General features: G+C 34.5%; 26 protein-coding genes and 2 pseudogenes. 22 read left to right on the top strand and 6 right to left on the bottom strand.

What is annotated here, in order from left to right:
* Window positions 1–19: 19 nt before the first annotated feature.
* Entirely contained in the window at window positions 20–223 is a 204-nt protein-coding gene (locus ACIQ7L_RS25575) for a DUF3896 family protein (protein WP_400572710.1), read from the bottom strand.
* A 180-nt stretch (window positions 224–403) separates the two neighbouring features.
* Between ACIQ7L_RS25575 and ACIQ7L_RS25570 the strand changes: the two genes are divergently transcribed.
* Window positions 404–1,876, top strand: a complete 1,473-nt coding sequence (locus ACIQ7L_RS25570) for a flavin monoamine oxidase family protein (RefSeq protein ID WP_400572708.1) — start codon at window positions 404–406, stop codon at window positions 1,874–1,876.
* A gap of 147 nt (window positions 1,877–2,023) precedes the next feature.
* Window positions 2,024–2,608, top strand: a complete 585-nt coding sequence (locus ACIQ7L_RS25565) for a GNAT family N-acetyltransferase (protein ID WP_400572707.1) — start codon at window positions 2,024–2,026, stop codon at window positions 2,606–2,608.
* A 36-nt stretch (window positions 2,609–2,644) separates the two neighbouring features.
* On the opposite strand, the gene ACIQ7L_RS25560 is transcribed toward ACIQ7L_RS25565, so the two are convergent.
* Window positions 2,645–3,547 carry an aldo/keto reductase gene (locus tag ACIQ7L_RS25560; RefSeq protein WP_400572705.1) on the bottom strand — a complete coding sequence of 301 codons (903 nt, stop codon included), beginning with the start codon at window positions 3,545–3,547 and terminating at the stop codon, window positions 2,645–2,647.
* Between the two features lie 169 nt (window positions 3,548–3,716).
* Here ACIQ7L_RS25560 and ACIQ7L_RS25555 point away from each other — a divergent pair, with 169 nt between their 5' ends.
* The gene (locus ACIQ7L_RS25555; protein ID WP_400572703.1) at window positions 3,717–4,667 is read left to right on the top strand and encodes a CobW family GTP-binding protein; all 951 of its coding nucleotides are present in this window, start codon (window positions 3,717–3,719) and stop codon (window positions 4,665–4,667) included.
* Between the two features lie 280 nt (window positions 4,668–4,947).
* Here the strand turns inward: ACIQ7L_RS25555 and ACIQ7L_RS25550 are convergent, their stop codons facing one another.
* On the bottom strand, window positions 4,948–5,418 hold the full coding sequence (locus ACIQ7L_RS25550; RefSeq protein WP_400572701.1) for a GNAT family N-acetyltransferase: 471 nt from the start codon (window positions 5,416–5,418) through the stop codon (window positions 4,948–4,950).
* Window positions 5,419–5,550: 132 nt separating this feature from the next.
* Complete coding sequence (locus ACIQ7L_RS25545) at window positions 5,551–6,501, bottom strand: metal ABC transporter substrate-binding protein (protein WP_400572699.1); 951 nt, start codon at window positions 6,499–6,501, stop codon at window positions 5,551–5,553.
* A 200-nt stretch (window positions 6,502–6,701) separates the two neighbouring features.
* Here ACIQ7L_RS25545 and ACIQ7L_RS25540 point away from each other — a divergent pair.
* Window positions 6,702–6,925: pseudogene (locus ACIQ7L_RS25540) on the top strand (hypothetical protein).
* Window positions 6,926–7,050: 125 nt separating this feature from the next.
* Window positions 7,051–7,710, top strand: coding sequence for an oxidoreductase (locus tag ACIQ7L_RS25535; protein WP_400572697.1), 660 nt, complete (start codon window positions 7,051–7,053; stop codon window positions 7,708–7,710).
* Window positions 7,711–7,796: 86 nt separating this feature from the next.
* Here ACIQ7L_RS25535 and namA read toward each other — a convergent pair whose 3' ends face one another.
* Window positions 7,797–8,837, bottom strand: a complete 1,041-nt coding sequence (namA, locus tag ACIQ7L_RS25530; RefSeq protein ID WP_400572695.1) for an NADPH dehydrogenase NamA — start codon at window positions 8,835–8,837, stop codon at window positions 7,797–7,799.
* A 132-nt stretch (window positions 8,838–8,969) separates the two neighbouring features.
* On the opposite strand from namA, the gene ACIQ7L_RS25525 reads away from it, so the two are divergent.
* The 15 genes and pseudogenes from ACIQ7L_RS25525 to ACIQ7L_RS25455 all read left to right on the top strand — a co-directional run bounded on the left by ACIQ7L_RS25525 (window position 8,970) and on the right by ACIQ7L_RS25455 (window position 22,481).
* A complete protein-coding gene (locus tag ACIQ7L_RS25525; protein WP_097895897.1) occupies window positions 8,970–9,422 on the top strand; it encodes a methylated-DNA--[protein]-cysteine S-methyltransferase in 453 nt (150 codons plus the stop codon).
* Between the two features lie 130 nt (window positions 9,423–9,552).
* On the top strand, window positions 9,553–10,497 hold the full coding sequence (locus ACIQ7L_RS25520) for a DUF2628 domain-containing protein (protein ID WP_400572693.1): 945 nt from the start codon (window positions 9,553–9,555) through the stop codon (window positions 10,495–10,497).
* Between the two features lie 135 nt (window positions 10,498–10,632).
* Entirely contained in the window at window positions 10,633–12,294 is a 1,662-nt protein-coding gene (locus ACIQ7L_RS25515; protein WP_400572691.1) for a peptide ABC transporter substrate-binding protein, read from the top strand.
* Between the two features lie 58 nt (window positions 12,295–12,352).
* A complete protein-coding gene (gene fosB / locus ACIQ7L_RS25510) occupies window positions 12,353–12,769 on the top strand; it encodes a FosB/FosD family fosfomycin resistance bacillithiol transferase (protein ID WP_400572689.1) in 417 nt (138 codons plus the stop codon).
* A pseudogene (locus tag ACIQ7L_RS25505) lies at window positions 12,760–12,909 on the top strand (short-chain dehydrogenase); the annotation flags it as partial. The gene fosB and the pseudogene ACIQ7L_RS25505, both read left to right, overlap by 10 nt.
* Before the next feature lie 12 nt (window positions 12,910–12,921).
* Window positions 12,922–13,539, top strand: coding sequence for a phosphoserine phosphatase 1 (locus tag ACIQ7L_RS25500; RefSeq protein ID WP_400572687.1), 618 nt, complete (start codon window positions 12,922–12,924; stop codon window positions 13,537–13,539).
* A gap of 306 nt (window positions 13,540–13,845) precedes the next feature.
* Window positions 13,846–14,370: a hypothetical protein gene (locus ACIQ7L_RS25495; RefSeq protein WP_400572756.1), complete on the top strand. Its 525-nt coding sequence runs from the start codon at window positions 13,846–13,848 to the stop codon at window positions 14,368–14,370.
* 352 nt (window positions 14,371–14,722) lie between these two features.
* Window positions 14,723–15,799: a CotH kinase family protein gene (locus tag ACIQ7L_RS25490; RefSeq protein ID WP_400572686.1), complete on the top strand. Its 1,077-nt coding sequence runs from the start codon at window positions 14,723–14,725 to the stop codon at window positions 15,797–15,799.
* A 72-nt stretch (window positions 15,800–15,871) separates the two neighbouring features.
* Window positions 15,872–16,489 (top strand): NUDIX hydrolase, encoded by a 618-nt coding sequence (locus tag ACIQ7L_RS25485; protein ID WP_400572684.1) that lies wholly within the window; start codon window positions 15,872–15,874, stop codon window positions 16,487–16,489.
* 160 nt (window positions 16,490–16,649) lie between these two features.
* On the top strand, window positions 16,650–17,252 hold the full coding sequence (uptA, locus tag ACIQ7L_RS25480; protein ID WP_400572754.1) for an undecaprenyl phosphate transporter UptA: 603 nt from the start codon (window positions 16,650–16,652) through the stop codon (window positions 17,250–17,252).
* 95 nt (window positions 17,253–17,347) lie between these two features.
* The gene (locus tag ACIQ7L_RS25475; RefSeq protein WP_400572682.1) at window positions 17,348–18,727 is read left to right on the top strand and encodes a putative polysaccharide biosynthesis protein; all 1,380 of its coding nucleotides are present in this window, start codon (window positions 17,348–17,350) and stop codon (window positions 18,725–18,727) included.
* 183 nt (window positions 18,728–18,910) lie between these two features.
* Window positions 18,911–19,852, top strand: a complete 942-nt coding sequence (locus tag ACIQ7L_RS25470) for a magnesium transporter CorA family protein (protein WP_097895913.1) — start codon at window positions 18,911–18,913, stop codon at window positions 19,850–19,852.
* A 201-nt stretch (window positions 19,853–20,053) separates the two neighbouring features.
* Window positions 20,054–20,950: a permease gene (locus ACIQ7L_RS25465; RefSeq protein ID WP_400572680.1), complete on the top strand. Its 897-nt coding sequence runs from the start codon at window positions 20,054–20,056 to the stop codon at window positions 20,948–20,950.
* A gap of 3 nt (window positions 20,951–20,953) precedes the next feature.
* Window positions 20,954–21,823, top strand: coding sequence for a TIGR03943 family putative permease subunit (locus tag ACIQ7L_RS25460; RefSeq protein WP_400572678.1), 870 nt, complete (start codon window positions 20,954–20,956; stop codon window positions 21,821–21,823).
* 151 nt (window positions 21,824–21,974) lie between these two features.
* The gene (locus tag ACIQ7L_RS25455) at window positions 21,975–22,481 is read left to right on the top strand and encodes an acyl-CoA thioesterase (RefSeq protein ID WP_335360815.1); all 507 of its coding nucleotides are present in this window, start codon (window positions 21,975–21,977) and stop codon (window positions 22,479–22,481) included.
* Between the two features lie 111 nt (window positions 22,482–22,592).
* On the opposite strand, the gene ACIQ7L_RS25450 is transcribed toward ACIQ7L_RS25455, so the two are convergent.
* The gene (locus tag ACIQ7L_RS25450) at window positions 22,593–22,679 is read right to left on the bottom strand and encodes a YjcZ family sporulation protein (protein ID WP_000505094.1); all 87 of its coding nucleotides are present in this window, start codon (window positions 22,677–22,679) and stop codon (window positions 22,593–22,595) included.
* Window positions 22,680–22,840: 161 nt separating this feature from the next.
* On the opposite strand from ACIQ7L_RS25450, the gene cls reads away from it, so the two are divergent.
* Complete coding sequence (cls, locus tag ACIQ7L_RS25445; RefSeq protein WP_400572675.1) at window positions 22,841–24,025, top strand: cardiolipin synthase; 1,185 nt, start codon at window positions 22,841–22,843, stop codon at window positions 24,023–24,025.
* A 30-nt stretch (window positions 24,026–24,055) separates the two neighbouring features.
* Entirely contained in the window at window positions 24,056–24,514 is a 459-nt protein-coding gene (locus ACIQ7L_RS25440) for a spore coat protein (protein ID WP_400572673.1), read from the top strand.
* Window positions 24,515–24,628: the final 114 nt, after the last annotated feature.

Below are 24,628 nucleotides of genomic sequence, written 5' to 3'. Positions count from 1 at the left end.
AAATGAAAAGCGAATGCTTTCACACTCGCTTTTCATGAGAAATTCCACGTTCATAATGATTCATTTCCACTAACGTTAAAATGTATTCGTAGTTATCGATTTCCATCTTAATTTGATTACGATCATCTACACTTAAATTTACATCCAATAATTTTTTGCATAGTAGTTGTTTTTTCAATTCTAAATGTTTTTTTGTTTCAGGATAGTCGTAAGTACGTTTCATATTTATCAATCCTTTCCTTACATTTCCTATCTATATCTTTATTATATGATAGGGGGTGTAGGATGAGAGCAAATCTCTGTGAATTATTAGTGAATATTCAGAAAATGTATTGTTCTACTATACTCGTGAATACAATGCAGAGAATCACTGTTTTGTATTTTCAAAGTAAGGGGTGGAATGATGCGAATGCATACAAAATACGGTGTCACAACTGATGAAATGGTGAGAATTATTGATAAGGGATTACCGAAAACAGTAGCGCCAAAACAAATCATTGTAATTGGTGCTGGAATGGCTGGTTTGGTATCAGCGTCGTTACTTAAAAGCGCAGGACATGATGTGAAAATTTTAGAAGCGAATAACCGTATAGGAGGCCGAATTGAGACGATTAGAATGGAAGACACCGGATTATATTTAGATGTTGGAGCAATGCGCATTCCATATATACATACACTAACGATGGCTTATATAAGAAAGTTCGGACTACAAGTGACTCCTTTTATTAATCGAAATGAGACAGATATTATTTATGTGAATGGTAGAAAAACGACATTGAGGCAATATGAGAAGAACCCTAATGTATTACGGTATCCGGTAGCAATGAATGAAGAAGGAAAAACATCTGAGGAATTATTATTGTTAGCAGTGCAGCCAATTCTGGATTTCATTCAAAGAAATCCAGATGAAAACTGGGAGATTGTCGAAAAAGATTTTGGAAAGTATTCAACAGCACAGTTTTTAAAGTATCACCCTTATCAGTACAATACGTACTTTTCACCAGTAACAATTGAAATGATTGGTGTACTGTTAGATTTAGAAGGATTTTTAGAAAGATCATTTGTTGAAACATTACGTTTTTTATATATACTGCAAGAAGAACGGGGTTTTTGTGAAATTACAGGAGGGAATGATCAACTTCCGAAAGCTTTTTTACCTCAGTTACAGGATCATATTATATACAATCAAAAATTGATGAAGCTTCATCAACATGAAAAAGGAGTGACAGCTTATTGTAGGCATGAAAAAACGTTTGAATATAGCAGCATAACGGGCGATCTAGTTATTATTACAATTCCATTTTCTACAATGCGCTTTGTGGAAATTGATCCATTCGATTCTGTATCACATGAAAAATGGAAAGCAATTCGTGAACTACATTATATGGCGGCAACTAAAATAGGTATTCAGTTTAAAAGTCGTTTTTGGGAAGAGCAGGGGCAATTAGGGGGAAGGATTATAACGGATTTACCAATCCGTTATGCATATTATCCGAGTCATGGTATTGGTTCAAAGGGACCTGCTATGATGCTTGGAAGTTATACGTGGTCTTATGATGCATTATTATGGGATGGATTGTCGAAAGGTGATCGTATTTATTATACATTACAAAATTTAGCGACTATATTAGGTGATCAAGTATATGATGAATTTATGTCAGGAGTAGTAAAGAATTGGACATTGGACCCGTATGCATTAGGAGGGTTTGCGATTTTTCAAGCGGGTCAAGAAACAGAACTGCAACCAGCGATTGTAAAACCAGAGGGGAAAATATATTTTGCCGGAGATCATACTACGCTTTATCACGGGTGGATACAAGGAGCAATTGAGTCTGGAATACGTACAGCCGTAGAGGTGAATCAGTTGGTTGTATAAGTAGTAGGTAAAGCGTCATGATGCGTATGAATTGGGAGAGGTACATGTGATTTTGTTTGAAAATAAGGTTGATTCTGAAAAAAGTGTTTACTGTATAGTTTGGATTAAATATTATTATATATAAAAGAATAACAGGGAGTGTTTGTAATGAATCCATTATTACTTGATTTTCCTTCTGAATTTTACACAGACAGGCTTCTTATTCGAATGCCGAAACCAGGGGATGGAAAAGCGGTATATGAAGCTATCAATGCATCGGTAGAAGAACTAAAGCCTTGGATGGTTTTCGCTCAAAAAGAGCAAACAGAAGAAGAAATCGAAGCGAGTATAAGAAGGTCACATATTCAATTTTTACAACGTGAAGATTTGAGATTACTAGTATTTTTAAAAGAAACAGGCGAATTTGTAGCTTCTTCAGGATTGCATCGTATGAATTGGGAAGTACCAAAATTTGAAATTGGGTACTGGATAGATTCGCGCTTTGGTGGAAAAGGCTATATGACAGAAGCAGCACAGGGGATTGTGGATTATGCTTTTTCTGAGTTACAGGCAAACCGGATAGAGATTCGCTGTGATTCAAGAAATGTAAAAAGTAGAGCGATACCAGAGAGACTAGGTTTTACATTAGAAGGGATTTTAGAAAGCAACAGTGTAGCAGTAGATGGTCACGGATTAAGGGATACATGTGTGTTTGCAATGACAAGAAACAGGTATAAAAAAGAAGAGCTATAAGGTAGTAGCTCCTCTTTTTTATGATTTACTAGCATATCATGGTACGGGATGGCCATTTGAACTTTCAAAGATCGTAAACCATTGCTGACGATCCAATGTAAGTTTTGTTGCAATCACAGCTGCTTTCACACGATCTAGCTTACCAGAACCAACGATTGGCATCATTTTCGCTGGATGAGCAAGTAGCCATGCATACATGACAATATCGATGCCATCAATATTTAGTTCATTCGCGATATTTTGTAAAGTTTCTCGTAAGCGTACAGCACGTTCATTTTGACTTGTAAAGATTTCTCCACCAGCAAGAGGCGACCAAATCATAGGACTGATTCTTTTTTCTTGGCATAAGTCCATTGTACCTTTTTCAAAATGCTCAAGCTGCATCGCAGATACTTCAATTTGATTTGTAATGAGCGGAAAATCTAAATATGAGCTAAGCATATTGAATTGAGACGGCAAAAAGTTGGATACACCGAAATAGCGGACTTTTCCATCCTGTTTTAAACGTGAAAAAGCTTCTGCCACCTCAGCTGGATCCATAAATGGATCAGGACGATGAATAAGTAACAAATCAATATAATCTGTATGTAAGTTGTTGAGTGACTCTTCCACGCTTTTTACAATATGTTTAGCGCTAGTATTATAGTGAGCGACATATCGATTTGGAAACTTTGGTGATGGGGGAGCGATTCCACATTTTGTTACAATTTGCATGTTTTCACGCAAAGAAGGTTTTAATTGTAAAGCTTCCCCAAATAATGATTCACACGTATATCCCCCGTAAATGTCGGCATGATCAAAAGTTGTAATTCCCATATCCATACAAGATTCGATAAAAGAAAGTAATTCTTGCTTTGGCATATTCCATTCTGCTAAACGCCAAAATCCTTGAATGATACGAGAAAATTCAAGGCTACTAGCCATTTGAATTCGTTCCATTTTGAGTAGACCTCCCTGGTGAATGGTGATGTTTTTGAAAAGGTTTTTTTGTTTGGTATTATTATATAGCTATCATGAGGTGCTTACAATAAATATGTCTTTTCTGTAAAAAACAACTTTTTCGGTATGGTATAATGTATAGAGATATAAGCATAAGGAGCTGTAAAAAATGATTCCAGTAACAATTTTAACTGGTTTTCTTGGGTCAGGGAAAACAACATTATTAAATCGTATTTTATCAGAAGAACACGGAAAAAAATTAGCGGTTATTGTAAATGAAATAGGACAAATTGGCATTGATAATCAATTAATTATGAATGTCGAAGAAGAAATCATGGAAATGACAAATGGCTGTTTATGCTGTACAGTGCGTGAAGATTTACTTGTTGCTTTAAAACAATTGCTTGATGTAAAAGCAGAAGGGAAAATGGATTTTGATGGTCTGGTGATTGAAACGACAGGTCTTGCGAACCCAGGTCCGATTATTCAAACGTTCTTTTTAGATCCAGTTATTCAATCCGCATATCAAATTAATGGTGTCGTAACAGTTGTAGATAGTTATCATATACATAAGCACTTTGAAAAAGGGCTAGAGGCAAAAGAACAAATTGCTTTTGCTGATATAGTTTTAGTAAATAAATTAGATTTAATTGAAGAGCAAGAAAAGGAAAAGCTTCTTACTGAATTACAAGGGATTAATCCGACAGCAAAATTAATTCCAACGACAAATTGTGAAGTAGATATTCCTGCCTTGCTAGAAATTCATACGTTTAAAACGCGTGATACATTAGACATTTATCCGCATAAAGAGCATCATCATTTAGAAGGTGTGAAATCATTTGTATTACGTGAAGAGCGTCCACTTGATTTGCAGAAGTTAAATGAATGGATGTCAGCTGTTGTTCAAGAACTAGGAGAGTACTTATATCGTTATAAAGGAATTTTATCAATTGATGGAGTAGATCGTCGCATTGTCTTCCAAGGCGTTCATACACTATTTGCTGCTTCTTATGATAGAGAGTGGCAAGAAGGAGAAGAGCGCATAAGTGAAGTCGTTTTCATCGGAAAAGATATTAATAAAGAATGGTTCCAAGAACACTTCAAGGAATGTGTGAAATAAGCCTGCGAGAATTGCAGGCTTATTTTTTTTTGAGAATGTTCTATATAAGTACAAATTGAAAAATCGATATAAAACCTTTCTTTTTAGATGGGAGAGAGAATCCGGCCATGCATAGAAGCGGTCAGATCCTTTTCCTGCCCCATGCCAAGTGAAAACAAAGAGAGCAAACGAGCGCAGGTCACTTTTTGTTCTTTATAGCCGTGACTTATATGCTGGAAAATCAAAATGGATATATATATTAATCAATAAAGAGTAGTAGAAAAATAGTAAAAGCCTGTTCTCACAGGCTTTTGCTTTCATCTATAAGTAATTCCATTACAACACCTACAACTGGACCATTATCATCGATATCACCAGTTAAATGGAAACCGAACGATTCATATAGTTTCATTGCTAGTTTGTTATCTGGATGAAGACTTAAATAAATTTTTTTACATTGAAATTTTTGTTGTAAATACTGGATAAGCAGGTGGAGAAAACGCTTTGCATAGCCATTTCCTTGAAAATGGTAATCGATCATAAAACGATCTAGCCATACGCTATCATCTTTTTTTGAATACCAACCATACATCGCGTATCCAACAAGTGCTTCTCCATCATATAAGCCTACTGACGTTCCGTTTTCTTCATATAATGACTCGGCTAAAGAAAACGCATTGCTTTCAATGAACTGTTGCTGCTCCTTTGCTACGTCTAAAGCAGCGACTGAACGCCAATTATTTGCTGTTACTTCACAAATGTGAAGATTCATAGTTCCAACTCACTTTCTGAAATATCATATCTTTAAAGCTAATATGGATAATTTTACTTGTTATTTTGTTTAAGTCAAGCTGTGGCCTATGAAAAAGACAACTGAAAAACTCCAGTTGTCTGAAAGGTACATTTAGTTTGTAGCTTCTTTTAAAGTATTTACATTTTCTTCCATTAATGTAAAGTAATCTTTATTTTTCTTTGCATCATCTTCAGAGATAGTAGCAAGGTGATTTAAACGTAAAATTTTCGTTCCCGTTTCTTTTTGAATTACTTCCGCTACTTTTGGAGTAGAGAATGTTTCAAATAAAATATATTTTAAGCCATGATCTTTCGCTGTTTTCGCGATGTTAGCAAGTTCTTTTTGAGATGGCTCATCAGAAGCAGATATTCCAGCAATCGGGATTTGTTTTAAGCCGTAGCGCTGTTCCCAGTATCCATATGCAGCATGAGAAACTAAAATTTCTTTTGTTTTCGCATTTGCAATAACAGATTTAAATTGATCATCTAAATCAGTAAATTTTGTTTGTAATGCTGCAAAGTTTTTTTCAAATTCTTGTTTATGATCTGGTTGCAATTCCACAAGTGCATTTTTGATTTTTTCAGCTTGTTTCATTGCAAGTGTAGGATCTAACCAAACATGTGGGTCCTTATCATGAGGGTGCCCATCCTCTGTATGACCGTCTTCATGATCGTGGTGTTCTTCTTCAGATGATGCACGAAGCTCAATACCTTGAGATGCATTTACAACTTTTACGTTCTCTTTTTTTAATGTTTTTTCCAGTTTCTCAGCAAATGGCTCTAATTCAGCGCCGTTATACACAAATAAATCTGCTTTTGCAATTTGCACGGTTTGTTTCTGACTTGGCTCATACGTATGAGAGTCAGCACCAGGCGGGTAAATTGCTTCTACATTTACGTAGTCGCCACCGATTTTTTTAGCGAAATCAGCCAGTGGAAAAATAGTTGTATATACAGTAAGTTTCCCATCCTTCTTTGCAGATCCTTCTTTTTTACTAGAACATCCAGCAAAAATTAGTGTAAAAATCAACAGGAATGAAAATAGAGTTAATCTTTTATTCATGTAATTCTCCTCTTTTCTCTTTTTTACAAGTCTATTTTCCCCAAAATGTAAGAGGAAAATCACTTTTTTAAATAAAACGGAATAATTACGTTTTATGTTGCGAACCTAGTATAATATATCTTTAGGAAAGTTGCAATAAATAATAATCATTCCGATTTGATTTTGTTATAAAGTTGTCAAAAAGAACAGGATTAATTTTTATGAATGTTGCATATGTGACAACACTGCTTTCATATATTGAGGTAGAGGGTACGAAAAAGGGGATGAGGGATTGAATTACATCATAGAGGCAATCTTATTAATATTAGCGATAGTTTTGCCGTTATCTTGTGTTTTAATTTTTTTAAAGACATTAATCAGTAATTTAGGTGATTCTACATTGATAACGAAGTTGCCGGCAGAGACAAAAAAGAAAAAAGAGTAGGGAAATCATTTGAATAACGCATAGCACATTACTTATGATAAAATGAGGTAAAGGAAACTCCTGTAAATAGGGGATATACTGCCTGTTCAGATGGGATAAAAGTAGATAAAGAGGTATAAAGATAAATGAATAAACGAACAGCGTTAGTACTCGGTGCAAGTGGTTTAGTTGGACAAGAAGTAACGCAGCTATTACTTGACTCAGATTACTATGATTCGGTTACTATTTTTGTAAGGAAGCCACTGCAATTAGAACATGAAAAGTTACAACAAAAACAAGTGGATTTTTCAATATTAGAAGAATACAAAGAGTTTTTTGCTGTAGATGATGTATTCAGCTGCCTAGGAACAACAATTAAGAAAGCGAAAACAAAAGCGAATTTTAAAAAAGTAGATTATGAATATACATTACGAGCAGCTTGTTTAGCCGAAAAGCAAGGTGTACAAAATTTCCTTGTCATTTCTTCTATGGGAGCAAATCCAAAATCACTTTTCTTCTATTCGCAAGTAAAAGGAGAAATGGAAGAAAAGCTGCAAAGGTTAGTCATTGGCGGAATTCATATTTTTAGGCCATCGTTATTATTAGGAGATCGAGAAGAATTTCGTTTTGGAGAAAGAATGGCAGAGAAGATTTCTGGTGTTATGCCATTTATATTTAGTGGTACTTTTAAAAAATATAAACCGATTTCCGCGGAACAGGTTGCAAAAGGAATGTATATCGCGGCATTGCGTGAAGAATCCGGTGTTCATATTTATAATTCAAAAGAGATTACTGTGATGGAATAATAAAAAACGAGAAGGGTGCCTTCTCGTTTTTATTTTTATCCCGCTATCCTTCCACCTCAAGCTCATGTAGAGGTAGGTGTGGGAGTTCAATTAGTCTTGTTTACTATTTTACCAGGAGCACGGCTGTATTGGCGTGGCTCTTGTAATTCAAAGCCGAGTTCATTGGCAGCTGTTCTTGGAAAATATGGATTGCGGAGCAATTCACGACCGATAAAGATTAAGTCAGCTTCATTACTTAGTAGAATCTGCTCTGCTTGTAGACCGTTTGTGATTAAGCCGACTGCACCTGTTGCAATGTGAGCGTGTTCTTTTATATGTTTTGCGTATTCTACTTGGTAACCAGGATAAACATCAATATGCGCTGGTACAACTGCACCAGAGCTGCAATCAATAAGATCTACACCTTGTTCTTTCATCCAATTTGCGAATTGAACGTAGTCATCTACTGTTAACCCCTCAGGGTGATAGTCATTTGCAGAAATACGGACAAATAAAGGTCCGGTCCAAACTTCATTTACAGCATCAATGATTTCTCTTAAGAAACGGTAGCGATTTTCTGGTGATCCTCCATATTCATCTGTTCGTCTATTTGATAGTGGAGAAAGAAATTCATTAATGAGATACCCATGTGCTCCATGTAGTTCAATAATATCAAATCCAGCTTCCTTAGAACGGGATGCAGCTTTTTGAAAAGCAGTAATAGTTTCCTGAATTTGTTGTTTATTCATTTCTACTGGAACTTTCATTTTATCATGAAATGCGATGGGCGAAGGTGCAACAGGGTCTGTATGTAATTCAGCTTTTCGTCCAGCATGAGCTAACTGGATAGCCGCTTTTGCACCGTTTTCATGAAGAAGTGATACCGTCTTTTGTAATCCTTCAATGTGTTCGTTACTCCAAATACCTAAATCTTTATGAGAAATACGCCCTTCAGGTACAATTGCTGTTGCTTCAAGCATTACGAGCCCAACTTGACCAGCAGCTCGCGTCCCATAATGTATATGATGAAAATTTGTTACCTGTCCATCTTCATTTTCAGATGAATACATGCACATAGGAGACATAACAATACGATTTTTTAGTGTAACGTTTTTTATCGTATAAGGTGAAAAAAGTTGGTAATTCATATTCATTCCCCCTTATTGTCATTTCTATCATTGTATCATCATCATTTTTGTTTCCATAATGAAACGCTTATTCTCAAAACTTTATTCATTCATGTTACAATTATGAATATGAATCAAATTGGGGGATAGAGTATGTATCGAGCTTATTATGAAAGTGAATTAGGATTGCTTGAAATTACGGCAAATGATAAAGGAATTACGTCTGTTATATTTGTGGAGGAACGAAAAAAAGAGAACAAGAGTAAGCTTGTAGATCAGTGTTTAGTCCAATTAGATGAATATTTTAATAAAATGAGAACCGAGTTTACAGTGCCGTTATCCGCAGATGGAACACCATTTCAAAAGAGTGTTTGGGAAGCTCTTTATACGATTCCATATGGTGTGAGTGCTTCGTATTTAGATATTGCAGAGAAAGTTGGGAATACAAAGGCTGTACGGGCGATAGGTGGAGCAAATAGCAGGAATCCTATTTCAATTATTGTTCCGTGTCATCGTGTCATTGGAAAAAGTGGTAAGCTTGTTGGTTATGCGGGAGGCTTATGGCGGAAAGAATGGTTATTAAAACATGAGGGGATTTTGAAATAAGAATATGATAACCCTATTTTAATGAGATATTAGTTAGTGATCAGAAGTAACCTTCATTATGAATTGTTAACTCCAGTAAAATTACGTATCGTCATTATATATGAGAGAAGTTATGGAAAGAGGGATTGTTTTGCGTTGTATAAATTGTGGGAGTCCTTGCACTGATGGTCAGCTGAATTGTAAAAATTGTCAGCGGATTTTACATAATGAACCAAAAGAGGAAATCTCACCGATAGAAAAAAATATGGAGCAATATGTTGGAGCGCATTATCCATACTATAAAAGAAAATGGGATAAAGAGAGTAAACGAATCGCAAGATGGAGTTGGAATGGATGGGCTGCTATTTTTAATGTGGGATGGTTTGGATATCGCAAGTATTATTTACCTGCTTTTCTATTTGTCATGTTATTAGTAGCTTGTGATGCATTTTCATATTACATGGGATTTAATGTATCACTTCCGATCATTAATATGGTTCCACTTACGTTTTTATTGCTTATTTTCATGATAATAGGAGTAGGGATCTTTGCGAATGGTTTATATTATCGATTTGCTGAGCGGAGAATATATCGGATAAAGGCACAAGAGATTGAAAATGAAGCAGTTGAAAGCTATCTTATTCGTGATAGTGGAGGAACGAGTAAAATGGGAGCAGCTATTGTTACTGTTTTGACAGCTGCTAGTATATTTTTGAGTCATTTTTTCTTCCCAACAGATCAAGATGTTATTCAAAAAGTACGTACAAGCTCACTTTATGAATACCCATTCTTTTCTATCGGTGAATCATTTGAAATGTATTTCCAACAACCAGAATGGGCGTACTACCGAGGGACAGATGGATTAGAGTTAGTCGAATTTCATGGATATAGCCGTGGTATGCCAAGACAAAAAATTGTTATTCAGTTTGTTGTTGATTATCAAATGCATGAAATTGAACCGTATTCTCTTACAGTCAACGGGGAACCTCGAGGTGAAGAAGAATTTTTGAAAATGATGGAAGATGTATTTCAGATTCAAAATCCATTTGAGCTAGACGATGGATTGCAGTGGAATGATTCGAAAGAAATGCTATAAAGAACGCATGGAACAGTTGACTTTCCATGCGTTTCTTTTTTATTATTTAAATAAAATATTTAAAATAATCAGAATCTTTTGTATAATACTATTATACATACTTTATTGTATACATACAGATTGGGGGAAGGAAGAATGAAGAAAAAAGTTTCAACGCTTGCTGTACTTGCATTATCAACAAGTATGTTCGTTGCAGGGTGCGGGAATGGGGAGAAAGCATCGACAACGAAGAAAGAGACAGGTAAGGGGATGGCTGATAAACAAGTACTAAACTTATTAGAAACCGCAGAAATTCCTTCGATGGATACAGCAAAATCAACAGATTCCGTATCATTCCGAGTATTTGTAAATGCGATGGAGGGCTTATATCGGTTAGATAAAGATAATAAGCCAACTCCAGGTATGGCAAAAGATGTGAAGATTAGTGAGGATAAGAAAACATACACGTTTGAATTACGAGATGCAAAGTGGTCAAATGGTGAGCCAGTCCGTGCACAAGATTTCGTATATGGCTGGCAACGTGCGCTGGATAAAGCGACAGCTGCCGAATATGCATTTATATTATTTGATGTGAAAAACGCACAAAAAGTTAATAAAGGAGAATTACCACTTGATCAACTTGGTGTAAAGGCAAAGGATGATAAAACACTAGTAGTAGAACTAGAACAACCAGCTCCATATTTTCTTGAACTTACTTCGTTCCCAACATTCTTTCCTTTAAATGAGAAGTTTGTAAAGGAACAAGGAGATAAGTATGCATTAGAAGCTGATAAAATTTTATATAATGGACCATTTACATTAAGTGAATGGAAACATGAACAAAGCTATCAATTAAAGAAAAATCCAAATTATTGGGATAAAGATACTGTGAAATTGGAAGAAATTAATGTGAGTGTTGTAAAGGAAACGAGTACAGGTGTTAACCTATATGATAGTGATCAAGCGGATCGCGTACTTTTAAGTTCAGAGTTTGTTGACAAATATAAAAAGAATAAGCCAGATGAATTTAAAACGAAACTGGATCCACGCATGTACTTCTTACGATTTAATCAACAGAATCCAACATTTAAGAATCAAAAAGTCCGTGAAGCAATTGATCTAGCCTATGATAAAAAAGGAATTGCAAATGTTATTTTAAATGATGGATCCTTACCAGCTTATTTCTTAGTACCAGAAAAATTCACAACAGGGCCAGATGGGAAAGACTTCCGTACTGTAAATAAAAATTTCCATGATAACAAGGATAACGTAGAAAAAGCGAAGAAATTATGGGCTGAAGCGAAAAAAGAACTTGGTCAAGATACAATAACAGTAGAATTATTAAATGATGATAATGGTAGCCGGAAGAAAGTTGGCGACTTTATTAAAGAAGAACTTGAGAAAAACTTACCAGGCTTAAAAGTGAATTTAAAACAACAGCCATATAAACAAAAATTAGATTTAGAGAAGAAATTTCAATATGAATTTTCACTATCAGCTTGGAGTCCAGATTATCCGGATCCAATGACGTATATTGATATGTTTGTGACAGGAAGCTCATTTAATGAAATGGCTTATTCAAATCCGAAGTATGATGAACTAGTTGCTAAATCAAAAGGAGAACTATTAAAAGACGATGCAGCACGCTGGAAAGCACTTGCAGAAGCTGAAAAAATCTTAATTGGAGAAGATGCCGCAATTTCACCTACTTATCAGCAAAGTACAGCATACTTAGAAAAGCCATATGTAAAGGGCATTGCAAATCATACATTCGGTGGTGATTTTAGCTATAAATGGGCATATGTGACAAAAAAATAGTACAATAAAAGATGGGTGAATTTTCACTCATCTTTTTACTATGTAAGGAGGATTTGTTTTGATAAAGGGTTTGAATCATCTTTGTTTTTCAGTTTCAGATTTAGAGAGAGCTATTGAATTTTATAAAACTGTATTAGAAGGAAAGTTATTAGTAAGGGGAAGAAAACTTGCATATTTTGATATATGCGGGATGTGGGTAGCACTCAATGAAGAAGTAGATATTGCAAGAAATGAGATTCATCAGTCTTATACACATCTTGCCTTTTCTGTCGAACAAGAAGATTTTAATCGTTTATTACAGCGATTAGAAGAAAACGAAGTTCATATTTTACAAGGAAGAGAACGTGATGTAAGGGATTGTCAATCTATTTATTTTATTGATCCAGATGGACATAAGTTTGAGTTTCATTCAGGTACATTGCAGGATCGCTTAAAGTATTATAAGGAAGCAAAATCACATATGGAATTTTATTAGGGTTTATTTTACAAGGTGAACATTCAAGGTGGTTGACTCATGAAGAGATTGCTGAAGGAGTTATAGCAGGGATTCAAAATAAACAAAGAAAATGGGTCGTAGGAACACTAGAACCATGGGAATCACGGCCAGAATGGTAAGGGGGAGGAAAAATGAAAACAACGTTATATGTAACGCGTCATGGAGAAACAGAGTGGAATGTCGCAAAGCGCATGCAAGGAAGAAAAAACTCGAACTTAACTGAAAAAGGTATGTTACAAGCAAAACAATTGGGTGATCACATAAAAGAAATGCCGCTTCATGCTATATATAGTAGTCCAAGTGAACGAACGCTTCATACGGCAGAGCTGATTAGAGGGACACGAGATATACCAATTATAGCAGATGAACACTTTTATGAGATTAATATGGGAGTATGGGAGGGAGAAATGGTTGCTGATTTGGAAACAAAATATCCGGAAGAAGTAAATTTATTTTGGAACGAACCACACCAATTCCGCTCCACCTCAGGCGAGAGTTTTTTTGACGTATATAGCAGGGTAGTAGAGGGGATAAATATTCTGTTGGAAAAGCATAAAGGAGAAAGTATTTTAGTTGTATCTCATGCTGCAGCAGCGAAATTACTTGTGGGGCATTTTGCTGGTAATTCTGTTGAAAAGGTATGGCATGATCCATTTATGCATAGTGCAAGTTTAAGTGTGATTGAAGTTGAAGACGGAAAAGGTACAGTAAAGCTTTTTGCAGATATAAAACATTTTCAAGAAATATAGTCAAAAAAATAGATCGTATACATTTTAAGTTATACAAATATGAACAGTAAAGATAGCAGACTAATAATATCTGTATGGTTACTCATAAGAAAACACTTCTTGATAATTCCAGTATATCAAGGAGTGTTTTCTTTTTTGTGTATTGTTTTTACAAAAAAGATGTCCAAAAAGTAGTTATTCATCTACTTTTTGGACATCATCTTTTTCATCTAAGAATTAATTTCCATTATATATATTTAAGTTTTACCGATTTACTTATTGTGATGAGAATTAGCTCCAAAAGGGATGGTTAGGAAAACAGTGGCTTTGTTTTTTGAACGTAGGGCTATGAAATCTCTTTTTGGATTTACAAGTTTTATGGAATTTATGACTTTTATGGGATTTACAAGTTTTGTGGCATTTGCGAGTTTTACGGGATTTACAAGTTTTGTGGCATTTGCGAGTTTTATGGGATTTACAAGTTCTGTGGAATTTGCGAGTTTTGTGGGATTTACAAGTTTTGTGGCATTTACGAGTTTTATGGGATTTACAAGTTCTGTGGAATTTGCAAGTTTTATGGGATTTACAAGTTCTGTGGGGTTTGCAAGTTATATGGGACTTACAAGTTCTGTGGGGTTTGCAAGTTATATGAGATCTAAAAGTTCTATGAGGTTTGCAAGTTATATGGGATTTAAAAGTTCTATGAGGTTTGCAAGTTATATGGGATTTACAAGTTCTGTGAGGTTTGCAAGTTATATGGGATTTACAAGTTCTGTGGCATTTACAAGTTTTACGGCATTTACAAGTTTTATGACAGCGAGATTTATGTCCACTTGTAGGATCTTGATGTAAAAAACCTTCCATTCCTGCGGCTTTAATCCCTTCTACAGCTTTTTGGATATTATATTTCATACGAATCCTCCTTAACACTATCTATTGAAAAGAAATATCTTTTCTCTTACATTACTACAATATGAAATAAATCCTCGCCGCGTATAGGACGGGTGTGGAATTCTAGAAAAATAGATGAATGGTAGGGGTATCAATAGGAAAAGGAAAATCATACATTGATTGTAGATGAAGTGAACCTTCCGTCAGTATAGGGGGAATTGTGTTTTTTCGAGCTCTTTATATGGTTTTCTCAGAAGCTTGAGACGGAGGGATTAAACGTAAATATGGGATAAAAAGAAGGGGAGGAGAAAATATGCTGCCTACTTATGACTTTTTTATTAATCCTATGTATATCACAGAATTACGTAAAGATATTTGGTCTGACGATCCTGTTCTTGCTAAATTGACATATCAAAAAAGAAAGTATGATATTGACATTGTATATCGAGGCTCTCATATTAGAAAGTTTGAGAAAAAGTCCTATCATGTTAAGTTTTATAAACCAAAATTATTTCAAGGGGTAAAAGAAATTCATTTAAATTCAGAATTCAAGGATCCATCTTTAATTCGAAATAAGCTATCCCTTGATTTTTTTTATGATATTGGTACATTATCTCCGAAATCACAGCATGTTTTTGTGAAAATTAATAATCAAGTACAGGGGGTATATTTGCAACTAGAGTCTGTTGACGAATATTTTTTACGTAGTCGCAATTTACCAAATGGTTCTATTTATTATGCGGTTGACGATGACGCAAATTTTTCTTTAATAAGTGAATTAAATAAGGATATAAAAACGGATTTATCATCAGGATATGAATTCAAGTGTGCAAATGAGCATAGTGAAGAATATTTAAGTGAATTTGTGTATCAGGCAAATACGATTTCACGAGCAGCCTATGAGAAGGAAATTGTAAAATATGTTGATATTGACAAATATTTACGATGGCTGGCGGGTATTGTTTTTACGCAAAACTTTGATGGCTTTGTTCATAACTATGCACTGTATCATAATGGTGAAACAGGTTTATTTGAAGTTATTCCTTGGGATTATGATGCAACATGGGGACGAGATGTAGAAGGAAGATTGTTAAATCATGAGTATATCCGAATTCAAGGGTATAACACCCTAAGTGCCAGATTGCTTGATGTAAGTGCATTTAGGAAACAATATCGGAATATTTTGGAGGAAATTTTAGAAGAAAAGTTTACTGTGGATTATATAAAACCAAAAGTGGAGGAAATGCATGGATTAATCCGTCCGTATATTGTTCAAGATCCTTATATGAAGAAGAAAGTAGAGATTTTTGATAGTGAACCAGAATTGATTTTTCAATACATCGAAAAACGTCGTCAATTTATACAAGAACATTTACATGAATTAGAGTGAACAAGAAAAGAGATTCTAATCAATCTCTTTTCTTGTTGTATAATGAATATACTTCTTTTAGGAAGGTGGAAAATGAAGGTGAAATGGATTGATTGGGTAAAACAAATACAAGCCATAGCTCAGACTGGCTTAACGTATTCAAAAGATGTATATGATATTGAGCGCTTTCAACAATTACGTGATCTTTCAATTTCTATGATGTCTCACTATACGAAGACGGATTGGGAAGTGGTAGAGAAACTATTTGCCAGTGAAACAGGTTATCAAACACCAAAAGTAGATATTCGAGCAGTTATATTTCAAAATGAGAAATTATTATTTGTGAAAGAAAAAAGTGATGGGAAATGGGCACTTCCAGGAGGCTGGGCAGATATTGGTTATACACCAACAGAAGTTGCAGCAAAAGAAGTATGGGAAGAAACAGGTTATAAAGTAGATCATTTTCGATTACTAGCAGTATTTGATAAAGAAAAGCATCATTCATCGCCATCAATATCACATGTATATAAAATATTTATCGGTTGTGAAATTGTTGGGGGAGAAAAACGAACAAGTGTGGAAACAGAGGAAGTAAACTTTTTTGGTGAAAAAGAAATCCCGCAATTATCAGTTGCCAGAAATACAGAATGGCAAATTAGAGAAATGTTTACTTATATGAAAGATAAGGATAAAGAACCATTGCTTGATTGAAAAATTTCCAAAATATACCTGTTTCATTCTGTTTGTATGTGGTATATTCATAGTGCATTGTACATACTTTCAAAAGAGAATGGTGAATATATTGGCATGAACAAGCCTTTGTGGGATAATAGGAGAGTATGTGAATAGAAAAGGAGAGATAGGAAAGCAAATGTTAGCGAATTTAATAGATCAGTTATTACAATTTTTCGCCAGTCTAGGATACTTTGGTGTCGCCCTAGGGTTAATGATTGAAATCATTCCAAGTGAGATTGTCCTTTCTTATGCCGGTTTTTTAGTTGCACAAGATCAAATAAGTTTTGTAGGAGCGGTTATTGCAGGTACAATTGGTGGTACACTAGCGCAAATCTTTTTATATTGGTTAGGATATTATGGCGGGCGTCCAGTAGTTGAAAAGTATGGGAAATACTTGTTAATTAATAAGCATCATTTAGATATAGCTGAAGGTTGGTTTAATCGTTATGGTGCAGGGGTTATATTTTCTGCTCGTTTTATACCAGTTGTGCGCCATGCGATTTCAATTCCAGCAGGGTTAGCCAAGATGTCTTTAAAACGCTTTACACTTTATACAGTGGTTGCAATTATTCCATGGTCTATTCTTTTTATTTATTTAGGAGAAAAGCTTGGTGGAAAATGGCGCCATATTAAAGAATATGCGGCTGATTATACGCATTACATAATTATTGGAGCAGTGCTCTTTATTGTTCTTTACTTCGGTTTAAAGATTTTGAAAAAGAAAAAAACAGTTCGTTAAAGCCAATGGTTTCATTGGCTTTTTTTCTGCATTTTAGTTCTAAAAGAAAGAAGTTGTCCATAATGTGTAGTAATAAAGCGTAGCGGGGGAATGAAATGAAAGGGTCACCGTTTTTACGTGGAACATTATTTTTAACGATGGCAACGATGATATCTAAAATGCTAGGATTTATATATGTGATTCCATTTACAGCAATGGTAGGGACGAGTGGATATGTATTATACACTTATGCATATCGCCCTTATACAATTATGTTAAGCATTGCAACAATGGGATTGCCACTTGCTGTTTCAAAAATGGTTTCAAAATATGACCAGCTAAATGACTATCATACGGTAAAAAGGGTACTCAAAAGTGGAGTAGTCTTTATGGTTCTTATGGGGATTGTCTCATTTCTAGTATTATATTTGATGGCACCATACCTTGCGAAGATTGTGATTGATGGAAATGATCAAACTGGCAATAGTATGACTGCTGTAACTTACAATATTCAAATTGTAAGTTTTGCTCTATTAATTGTACCTGTAATGAGTTTGTTACGTGGTTTTTTTCAGGGATTTCAATCTATGGGACCTTCGGCAGTAAGTGTCGTTGTCGAACAGTTTTTTCGTGTATTGACAATTTTAATAGGAAGTTTTGTTATTTTATATGTTTTGAAAGCTTCAGTTTCTTTAGCAGTTGGAGTTTCAACGTTTGGAGCGTTTATGGGGGCGGTAGCAGGATTAAGTGTTCTGAGTGGATATTATCTGAGAAGGCGGAAGTTCTTGAAACAAAAAGAGATTACAAGTATTCCACAGACAACGAAATCTTTTTTCTTATTATATAAAGAGTTATTTACATATTCTATTCCTTTTGTTGTAGTTAGTTTAGCAATCCCGCTTTATCAAACAATTGATACATTTACAATCAATAAATTATTAATGCAGGTAGGGTATGTACAAGGAGAAGCAGAGAAAATAAATGCCATAATCGGTCTTGTGCAAATGGTTGTACTTATTCCGGTTTCCGTAGCAACAGCTTTTAGTATGTCTCTTGTTCCAGAGATGACAAAAGCATATATAGCAGGAAATGAACAGTTATTATATAAGCACTTTACGAAAACAAATTTGCTAGTGGTTGGAATTACCATTCCGGCAGCAATTGGAATGATTGTATTAGCAAAACCGGTATATACTCTTTTATTTGGTGCAGGGAATGATCCAAATATGGGAAGTGTTATTTTACAGTACTATGCACCTGCATGTATATTATTTTCATTATTTACAGTGACAGCGGCAATGTTGCAAGGAATCAACCAGCAACAAAAAACGATTATCGGTTTAATGATAGGTATCATCATAAAAGTTGTATTAAATATTACATTATTACCATACTTAGACTACACTAGTTTTATTATCGCAACATATGCTGGTTACACGATTTCAGTTTCATTTAACTTGTGGATGCTTTCTAAATATGTTATAAAGGCAACATAAGCTTTTCAAAAGGCAGAGCGAACTCTGTCTTTTTCTATTTTGAAAGATTTTATAAAAAAGCGTTTTCAAAATAATTTTTCTATTGAAATTTGAACATTTGTTTCATATGCTGAAAATAGCGGTTCAAAAACTGTTGTTTAAGTGAGGTAGATTCCCACATGTAAAAAGAATCGGGGTGATAGTATGTTAAATATTTATTTAACAGACCGAAACGGAAAACTACAAGAAATTGAGGAGATTCAAAAAGGTTGTTGGATTAATGTACTCCATCCAACAGAAGAGGAAATTCAATTTCTAGTACAAACATTAAATGTAGAATTGGACTTCATTAAGGACCCTTTGGATGATGAAGAACGTTCTCGTATTGAAAAAGAAGATGATAATGCATTGATTATCGTTGATATTCCTACAGTAAGGCATGATGAAGAGGGAAATTCAATATATGATACAATTCCAATTGGTATGATTATAATGCCGGAATGTTTTGTAACCATTTGTTTGGAAGAAAATCCGATTTTTGAGCGTTTTATTAACCAACGTATTAAAGAATTTTATACGTTTAAAAAGACGCGATTTGCGCTGCAGCTCTTATATACAATTTCTACATATTATTTAAGATACTTAAAACAAATTAATCGAAAAACAATCGACTTGGAGCATCAATTAAATCAGTCGATGAAAAATAAAGAAATTTTTACATTACTAGGACTTGAAAAAAGCTTGGTATACTTTACGACATCTTTAAAAGCAAACAAAATTGTGATTCAAAAGTTAATGCGCAATAATACGTTTATTAAAATGTATGAAGATGATCAAGATTTGCTAGAAGATGTATTAATTGAAAATAAACAGGCCATTGAAATGGCTGAAATATATAGTAATATTTTAAGTGGTATGATGAATACGTTTAGTTCGGTTATTTCTAATAATTTAAACAGTGTTATGAAGTTTTTAACTTCTATGACAATCATATTATCAGTGCCAACAATGGTTTCCAGTTTTTTTGGAATGAATGTTCCAGTTCCTTTAAGTGAAAATCCGCATGGTTTTTTAATGGCTATGATTATATCTGCAATATTATCTTGCGTAATGGCCTTTATTTTTTGGAAGAAACGTTATTTTTAAATCATATGAAAGCTGTTCTAGCATAGTTATCAAACTGCGCTAGAACAGCTTTTTTGTCGTAATAAAACGTTTCTTATATACGACATGTATATGGCTGAAAAACGTTTTTTCCATGATTTGCAGATTTGAAAAGGGCTTGTTCAAATAATAAATTGAGGTTAAAATTACATATTGTTAATGAAAAAATGGAGGAAATACATCATGGAATTGTTTCAGTTACCGAAAGCATTCCTGCAAATGAATACAATCTTTATCTCAATTTTAATTGAAGCACTGCCATTTGTGCTAATTGGTGTATTTATTTCAGGATTCATTCAAATGTTTGTGACAGAAGATATGGTGGCAAAATGGATGCCGAAAAATCGATTTCTGTCTGTGTTATTAGCCACTTTTCTTGGCATGATGTTTCCAGGGTGTGAATGTGGCATCGTTCCAATTGTAAGACGCCTCATTGGGAAGGGTGTTCCGCCATACGCTGGAATTGCATTTATGTTAACGGGGCCAATTATTAACCCGGTTGTATTATTTGCAACGTACGTTGCATTCGGAAGTAGTATGCATATGGTGTGGTATCGTTCCATTGTAGCCATTGTTGTAGCTATTATCGTTGGACTTATATTATCGTTTATGTTTAAAGATCATCAACTACGTGATGAACATTTCCCAGAGGTGGATCATAAGCGTCCTTTGCGTAAAAAGATGTGGGACGTATGTACACATGCTGTTGAAGAGTTTTTCTCAATGGGGAAATACTTAGTAATAGGAGCATTAATTGCTGCTGCAGTTCAAACATTTGTACAAACTTCAACACTACTTTCTATAGGACAAGGACCGTTCTCTTCATCAGCCGTTATGATGGGACTTGCGTATATTTTATCACTATGTTCAGAAGCGGATGCTTTTATTGCATCTTCGTTCCAAAGTACATTTTCAACAGCATCAATTGTCGCGTTCCTCGTTTATGGACCGATGGTGGATATTAAAAATATGTTTATGATGCTTGCGACATTTAAAACAAAATTTGTAATTGTGGTGATAGCTACAGTTACACTTGTAGTTTATGCAAGCTCACTACTCATTTATGCGATGGGGTGGTAGGTTATGTTTCGAGCATATATTTTACTCGGGTTTACAATCTTAATTACGCAGCTTCATATTTCAGGTAATATAACAAAGTATATAAATATGAAGTACGCATATTTATCAAAAACAGCTGCAATTATTTTAGGGTTTTTAACACTTATTCAAATCATTGTTGTTTTCCAAAAAGAGCACCAAAAGGAAAAAGGGCAGCATGATTGCAGTTGTAACCATAATCATTGTGGGCATGATCATTCAAAAGATGAAAATACATGGTGGAAACGGACTTTTGCGTATACATTATTTTGTTTCCCTATTATTTCAGGATTATTCTTTCCAATTGCAACATTAGATTCGGATATTGTTAAAACAAAAGGGTTTCATTTTCCTGTTGCGCAGGCAGGAAGCACAGATCCATTTATGACAAGGCAGTTTCTAAGACCCGATACGAGTATTTATTACGGGAAAGAAGGCTATCGTGGTGTAATGGAAAAAGGGAAAAAAGAATACATCACAAAAGATAATATTGCCTTGAAGGATGAAGATTTCTTAAAAGGTATGGAGACAATTTATAATTATCCTGGTGAGTTTACAGGCAAGACACTTTCGTTTAAAGGATTTGTTTTCCGCGATGATTCTTCAAAGAAAGAACAATATTTCTTATTCCGATTTGGTATTATTCATTGCGTAGCCGATTCAGGTGTATATGGTATGTTAGTGAAAAAACCAGAGGGAGTAGAGTGGAAAAATGATGATTGGATTCAAGTAGAAGGAACAATTTCAACTGAATTTTATCAACCATTCCATGCAAATATTCCTGTTTTAGAAGTAACAAAATGGAATAAAGTTGAACAGCCGAAAGAACAATATGTATTTAGAGGAGCCGATTGATTCATAAAATCGGTTCTTTTTTCTAGACGAGAAGTTGTGAATATTGTTAGTATATAATATGTAGTTCACCTGGTGTAGTATCTATCGTATTAGGGGAAATAAAAGGATTACAATATGTTAAAGTAATTGAATGATTAAAGAGGTGGCAGAAATGGCAGAAGCAAAGGGAAAAACAGTAAATGAATCAAGGGTGTTTAAAACAAGTCGTGTCTTTCCGACAGATTTGAACGATCATAACACATTATTTGGGGGGAAAATATTAGCTGAAATGGATATGATCGCATCTATCTCAGCAACTAGGCATTCAAGAATGGAATGTGTAACTGCATCGATGGACTGGGTAGATTTCTTACATCCAGTTCGTTCTACAGATTGTGTGAGCTATGAATCGTTTGTTATTTGGACAGGACGAACTTCAATGGAAGTATTTGTGAAAGTAGTAGCAGAAGATTTAATCTCAGGTAATAAACGTATCGCAGCAACATCGTTTGTTACATTTGTTGCACTTGGGAAGGAAAATAATCCAGTTCCGGTTCCGCATGTTATTCCAGAAACAGAAGGAGAAAAAAAACTGCATGAGATTGCTGTTTTGCGTGCGCAGCAACGTCATATTCGAAAAGCAGAAAGTAAGAAAATAGCAACTTTGTTAACTTTATAAGTGGAAGTGCATTTGAGAATAGTGCATGAAAAATTGAAATGAAAAGCGGACACCTAAAAATAGGTGTCCGCTTTTATAGTTTTTATGCGCATATCGTATTGGGATAGCTAACTAGCAAAAGCAAGCAGCACCTACGATAATTAAGAGGATAAATAATACGACAAGTAAAGCAAATCCGTTGCCATGTGCGAAGCCCATAGTTATTTCCTCCTTTTATTTTAAGATACAACATACAATATGCAAATCCATATTTGTTTGACAGGGACATATATCATGAAGGTATGGATTTTTCTTGTATGTTAACGTAAAAAAAGAGGGAAGATATAGGAATGATAGCTTGTTAAGAAAGGATATTATCCATGAAACACTTTATAGGTTTTATGATATGTCTCATAGGTGTATTCATATGGATGAACATCGATGTAGAAATGGGGAAAAAAATGGCAGGTGGGTATGAAATATCAAAAATTCGCTATGGTAATTTCAAATTATATATCGATGGAGAGGATTTGTATCAAAAATTATTTGATGATATAAATCGTGCAGAAAAGTACGTGTATATTCATTTTTACATCGTAGGTAAAGATGAAGTAAGTCATAAATTCTTACAATTACTAGAGAGGAAGGCCTCAAGCGGTGTAGATGTAAGGTTATCAGTAGACCGAATTGGTGGCTATAAAGTTAAGAAAAAAGTGATCGAACATTTAAAAGAAAAAGGTGTTAAGTTTACTTTTAGTAAAAAGCCTAAGTTTAAAAATCTTTTTTATTCCCTGCAACAACGCAATCATCGGCGTATTGTAGCGATAGATGGAAAAGTATCGTACATTGGTGGTTTTAATATAGGAAAGGAGTATCTCGGCCAAGATCCTAAATTTGGGGAATGGCGTGATTATCAGATGCGTATTGAAGGAGATGGAGCCATTGATATGGAACGACAATTTGCAGAAGATTGGCAAGCAGATACTGGTGAAAAGTTTCCTTTGTACGAAGGTCCAGCGATAGAGGGGGATGCAAAGTATCAATATGTGTTTTCAAATGGAAAAGGGTTATGGCAAGAATACGGTGCATTATTAAAGAAGGCTAAGAAATCATTGATTATTGCAACACCGTATTTTGTACCAAGTAAGGAAATGATGAATGGGTTACAAGAAGCGTTAGGACGTGGAGTGAGAGTGAAGATTCTTGTTCCCTTTAAAAGTGATGCCATATTACTAAAACAAGCTGCGTATCCCCATTTAAAAAAAATGTTGGATGCTGGTGCGGAAATCTATCAGTACCGGAATGGATTTTTTCATGGGAAAGTGACAATCATCGATGATACAAGTGTTGATGTAGGAACAGCTAATTTTGATAATCGGAGTTTTTATATCAATACAGAGTCGAATTGTTTTATATATGATAAAGCAGTTGTTGCTCAAGTATGGAGACGATTGCAAGAAGATTTTCATAAATCTAAACGTTTTTCTGATAAAGATTTTGAAGAAATTAATAGCTGGGATTGGTTTCTAGCAAGAATAGCAAATGTTCTAGCACCATATTTATAACATATAGTAAAGAAGAAAGGAGGTAGTCTTATGAATTGTATGGAAGAGCTAATGAGCTTTACTTATACGCTTATATATAAAATTGGAGAGTATATGAATCGGATTCACGATGAAGAGCTAAAGGATATATTACGGCAACATCTACCTTATATGCTACAAGCATATAATGAGCAAGTAAATTTTCAAGAAGGAGAAAATTTACAGCATATGATTTGTGAACAGCTAAAGTCTCCCTTTATACAAGATGATGTGGAGATGAAAAGCATCCACATAGGGGATATAGGAATCGCTATTTCTTATATTTCGCATTTGAAAAGACTAGCACTAAATTTTGCTCAAGTTGCTGTAGAAGTTGCTAATCCTGAATTTCGATCTTTTTTAGAAAGCTGTTTTGTGAAAATGAATCGTTATGCATATAGTGTGTGGCAATATGTAGTGAAGAAAGAATATAAAATTGAAGATATATATATAAATGAAAAATTTGCATAGAAAAAAGACGGCTGCTATGCCCATAGCCATCAAGTTAACAAAAATAACCCAGATGCTGAAAAGCATCTGGGTTATTTTTGTTAGATATAGAATACAAGTTTTCATATTTGGACA

This window comes from Bacillus sp. NPDC094106, from assembly GCF_044764345.1.
Taxonomy (GTDB): Bacteria; Bacillota; Bacilli; order Bacillales; family Bacillaceae_G; genus Bacillus_A.
This window is presented reverse-complemented; position numbering and strand designations above follow the sequence as displayed.

What these genes read in the sequence shown, in the direction of transcription:
- uptA (WP_400572754.1), top strand. Translation starts at nt 16,650, where the DNA reads ATGTTAGCGAATTTAATAGATCAGTTATTACAATTTTTCGCCAGTCTA.
- ACIQ7L_RS25455 (WP_335360815.1), top strand. Translation starts at nt 21,975, where the DNA reads ATGGCAGAAGCAAAGGGAAAAACAGTAAATGAATCAAGGGTGTTTAAA.
- ACIQ7L_RS25460 (WP_400572678.1), top strand. Translation starts at nt 20,954, where the DNA reads ATGTTTCGAGCATATATTTTACTCGGGTTTACAATCTTAATTACGCAG.
- namA (WP_400572695.1), bottom strand. Translation starts at nt 8,837, where the DNA reads ATGAATTACCAACTTTTTTCACCTTATACGATAAAAAACGTTACACTA.
- ACIQ7L_RS25560 (WP_400572705.1), bottom strand. Translation starts at nt 3,547, where the DNA reads ATGGAACGAATTCAAATGGCTAGTAGCCTTGAATTTTCTCGTATCATT.
- ACIQ7L_RS25545 (WP_400572699.1), bottom strand. Translation starts at nt 6,501, where the DNA reads ATGAATAAAAGATTAACTCTATTTTCATTCCTGTTGATTTTTACACTA.
- ACIQ7L_RS25565 (WP_400572707.1), top strand. Translation starts at nt 2,024, where the DNA reads ATGAATCCATTATTACTTGATTTTCCTTCTGAATTTTACACAGACAGG.
- ACIQ7L_RS25570 (WP_400572708.1), top strand. Translation starts at nt 404, where the DNA reads ATGCGAATGCATACAAAATACGGTGTCACAACTGATGAAATGGTGAGA.
- ACIQ7L_RS25485 (WP_400572684.1), top strand. Translation starts at nt 15,872, where the DNA reads ATGAAGGTGAAATGGATTGATTGGGTAAAACAAATACAAGCCATAGCT.
- cls (WP_400572675.1), top strand. Translation starts at nt 22,841, where the DNA reads ATGAAACACTTTATAGGTTTTATGATATGTCTCATAGGTGTATTCATA.
- ACIQ7L_RS25490 (WP_400572686.1), top strand. Translation starts at nt 14,723, where the DNA reads ATGCTGCCTACTTATGACTTTTTTATTAATCCTATGTATATCACAGAA.
- ACIQ7L_RS25525 (WP_097895897.1), top strand. Translation starts at nt 8,970, where the DNA reads ATGTATCGAGCTTATTATGAAAGTGAATTAGGATTGCTTGAAATTACG.
- ACIQ7L_RS25470 (WP_097895913.1), top strand. Translation starts at nt 18,911, where the DNA reads ATGTTAAATATTTATTTAACAGACCGAAACGGAAAACTACAAGAAATT.
- ACIQ7L_RS25515 (WP_400572691.1), top strand. Translation starts at nt 10,633, where the DNA reads ATGAAGAAAAAAGTTTCAACGCTTGCTGTACTTGCATTATCAACAAGT.
- ACIQ7L_RS25555 (WP_400572703.1), top strand. Translation starts at nt 3,717, where the DNA reads ATGATTCCAGTAACAATTTTAACTGGTTTTCTTGGGTCAGGGAAAACA.
- ACIQ7L_RS25450 (WP_000505094.1), bottom strand. Translation starts at nt 22,679, where the DNA reads ATGGGCTTCGCACATGGCAACGGATTTGCTTTACTTGTCGTATTATTT.
- ACIQ7L_RS25500 (WP_400572687.1), top strand. Translation starts at nt 12,922, where the DNA reads ATGAAAACAACGTTATATGTAACGCGTCATGGAGAAACAGAGTGGAAT.
- ACIQ7L_RS25475 (WP_400572682.1), top strand. Translation starts at nt 17,348, where the DNA reads ATGAAAGGGTCACCGTTTTTACGTGGAACATTATTTTTAACGATGGCA.
- ACIQ7L_RS25550 (WP_400572701.1), bottom strand. Translation starts at nt 5,418, where the DNA reads ATGAATCTTCACATTTGTGAAGTAACAGCAAATAATTGGCGTTCAGTC.
- ACIQ7L_RS25465 (WP_400572680.1), top strand. Translation starts at nt 20,054, where the DNA reads ATGGAATTGTTTCAGTTACCGAAAGCATTCCTGCAAATGAATACAATC.
- ACIQ7L_RS25440 (WP_400572673.1), top strand. Translation starts at nt 24,056, where the DNA reads ATGAATTGTATGGAAGAGCTAATGAGCTTTACTTATACGCTTATATAT.
- ACIQ7L_RS25575 (WP_400572710.1), bottom strand. Translation starts at nt 223, where the DNA reads ATGAAACGTACTTACGACTATCCTGAAACAAAAAAACATTTAGAATTG.
- ACIQ7L_RS25535 (WP_400572697.1), top strand. Translation starts at nt 7,051, where the DNA reads ATGAATAAACGAACAGCGTTAGTACTCGGTGCAAGTGGTTTAGTTGGA.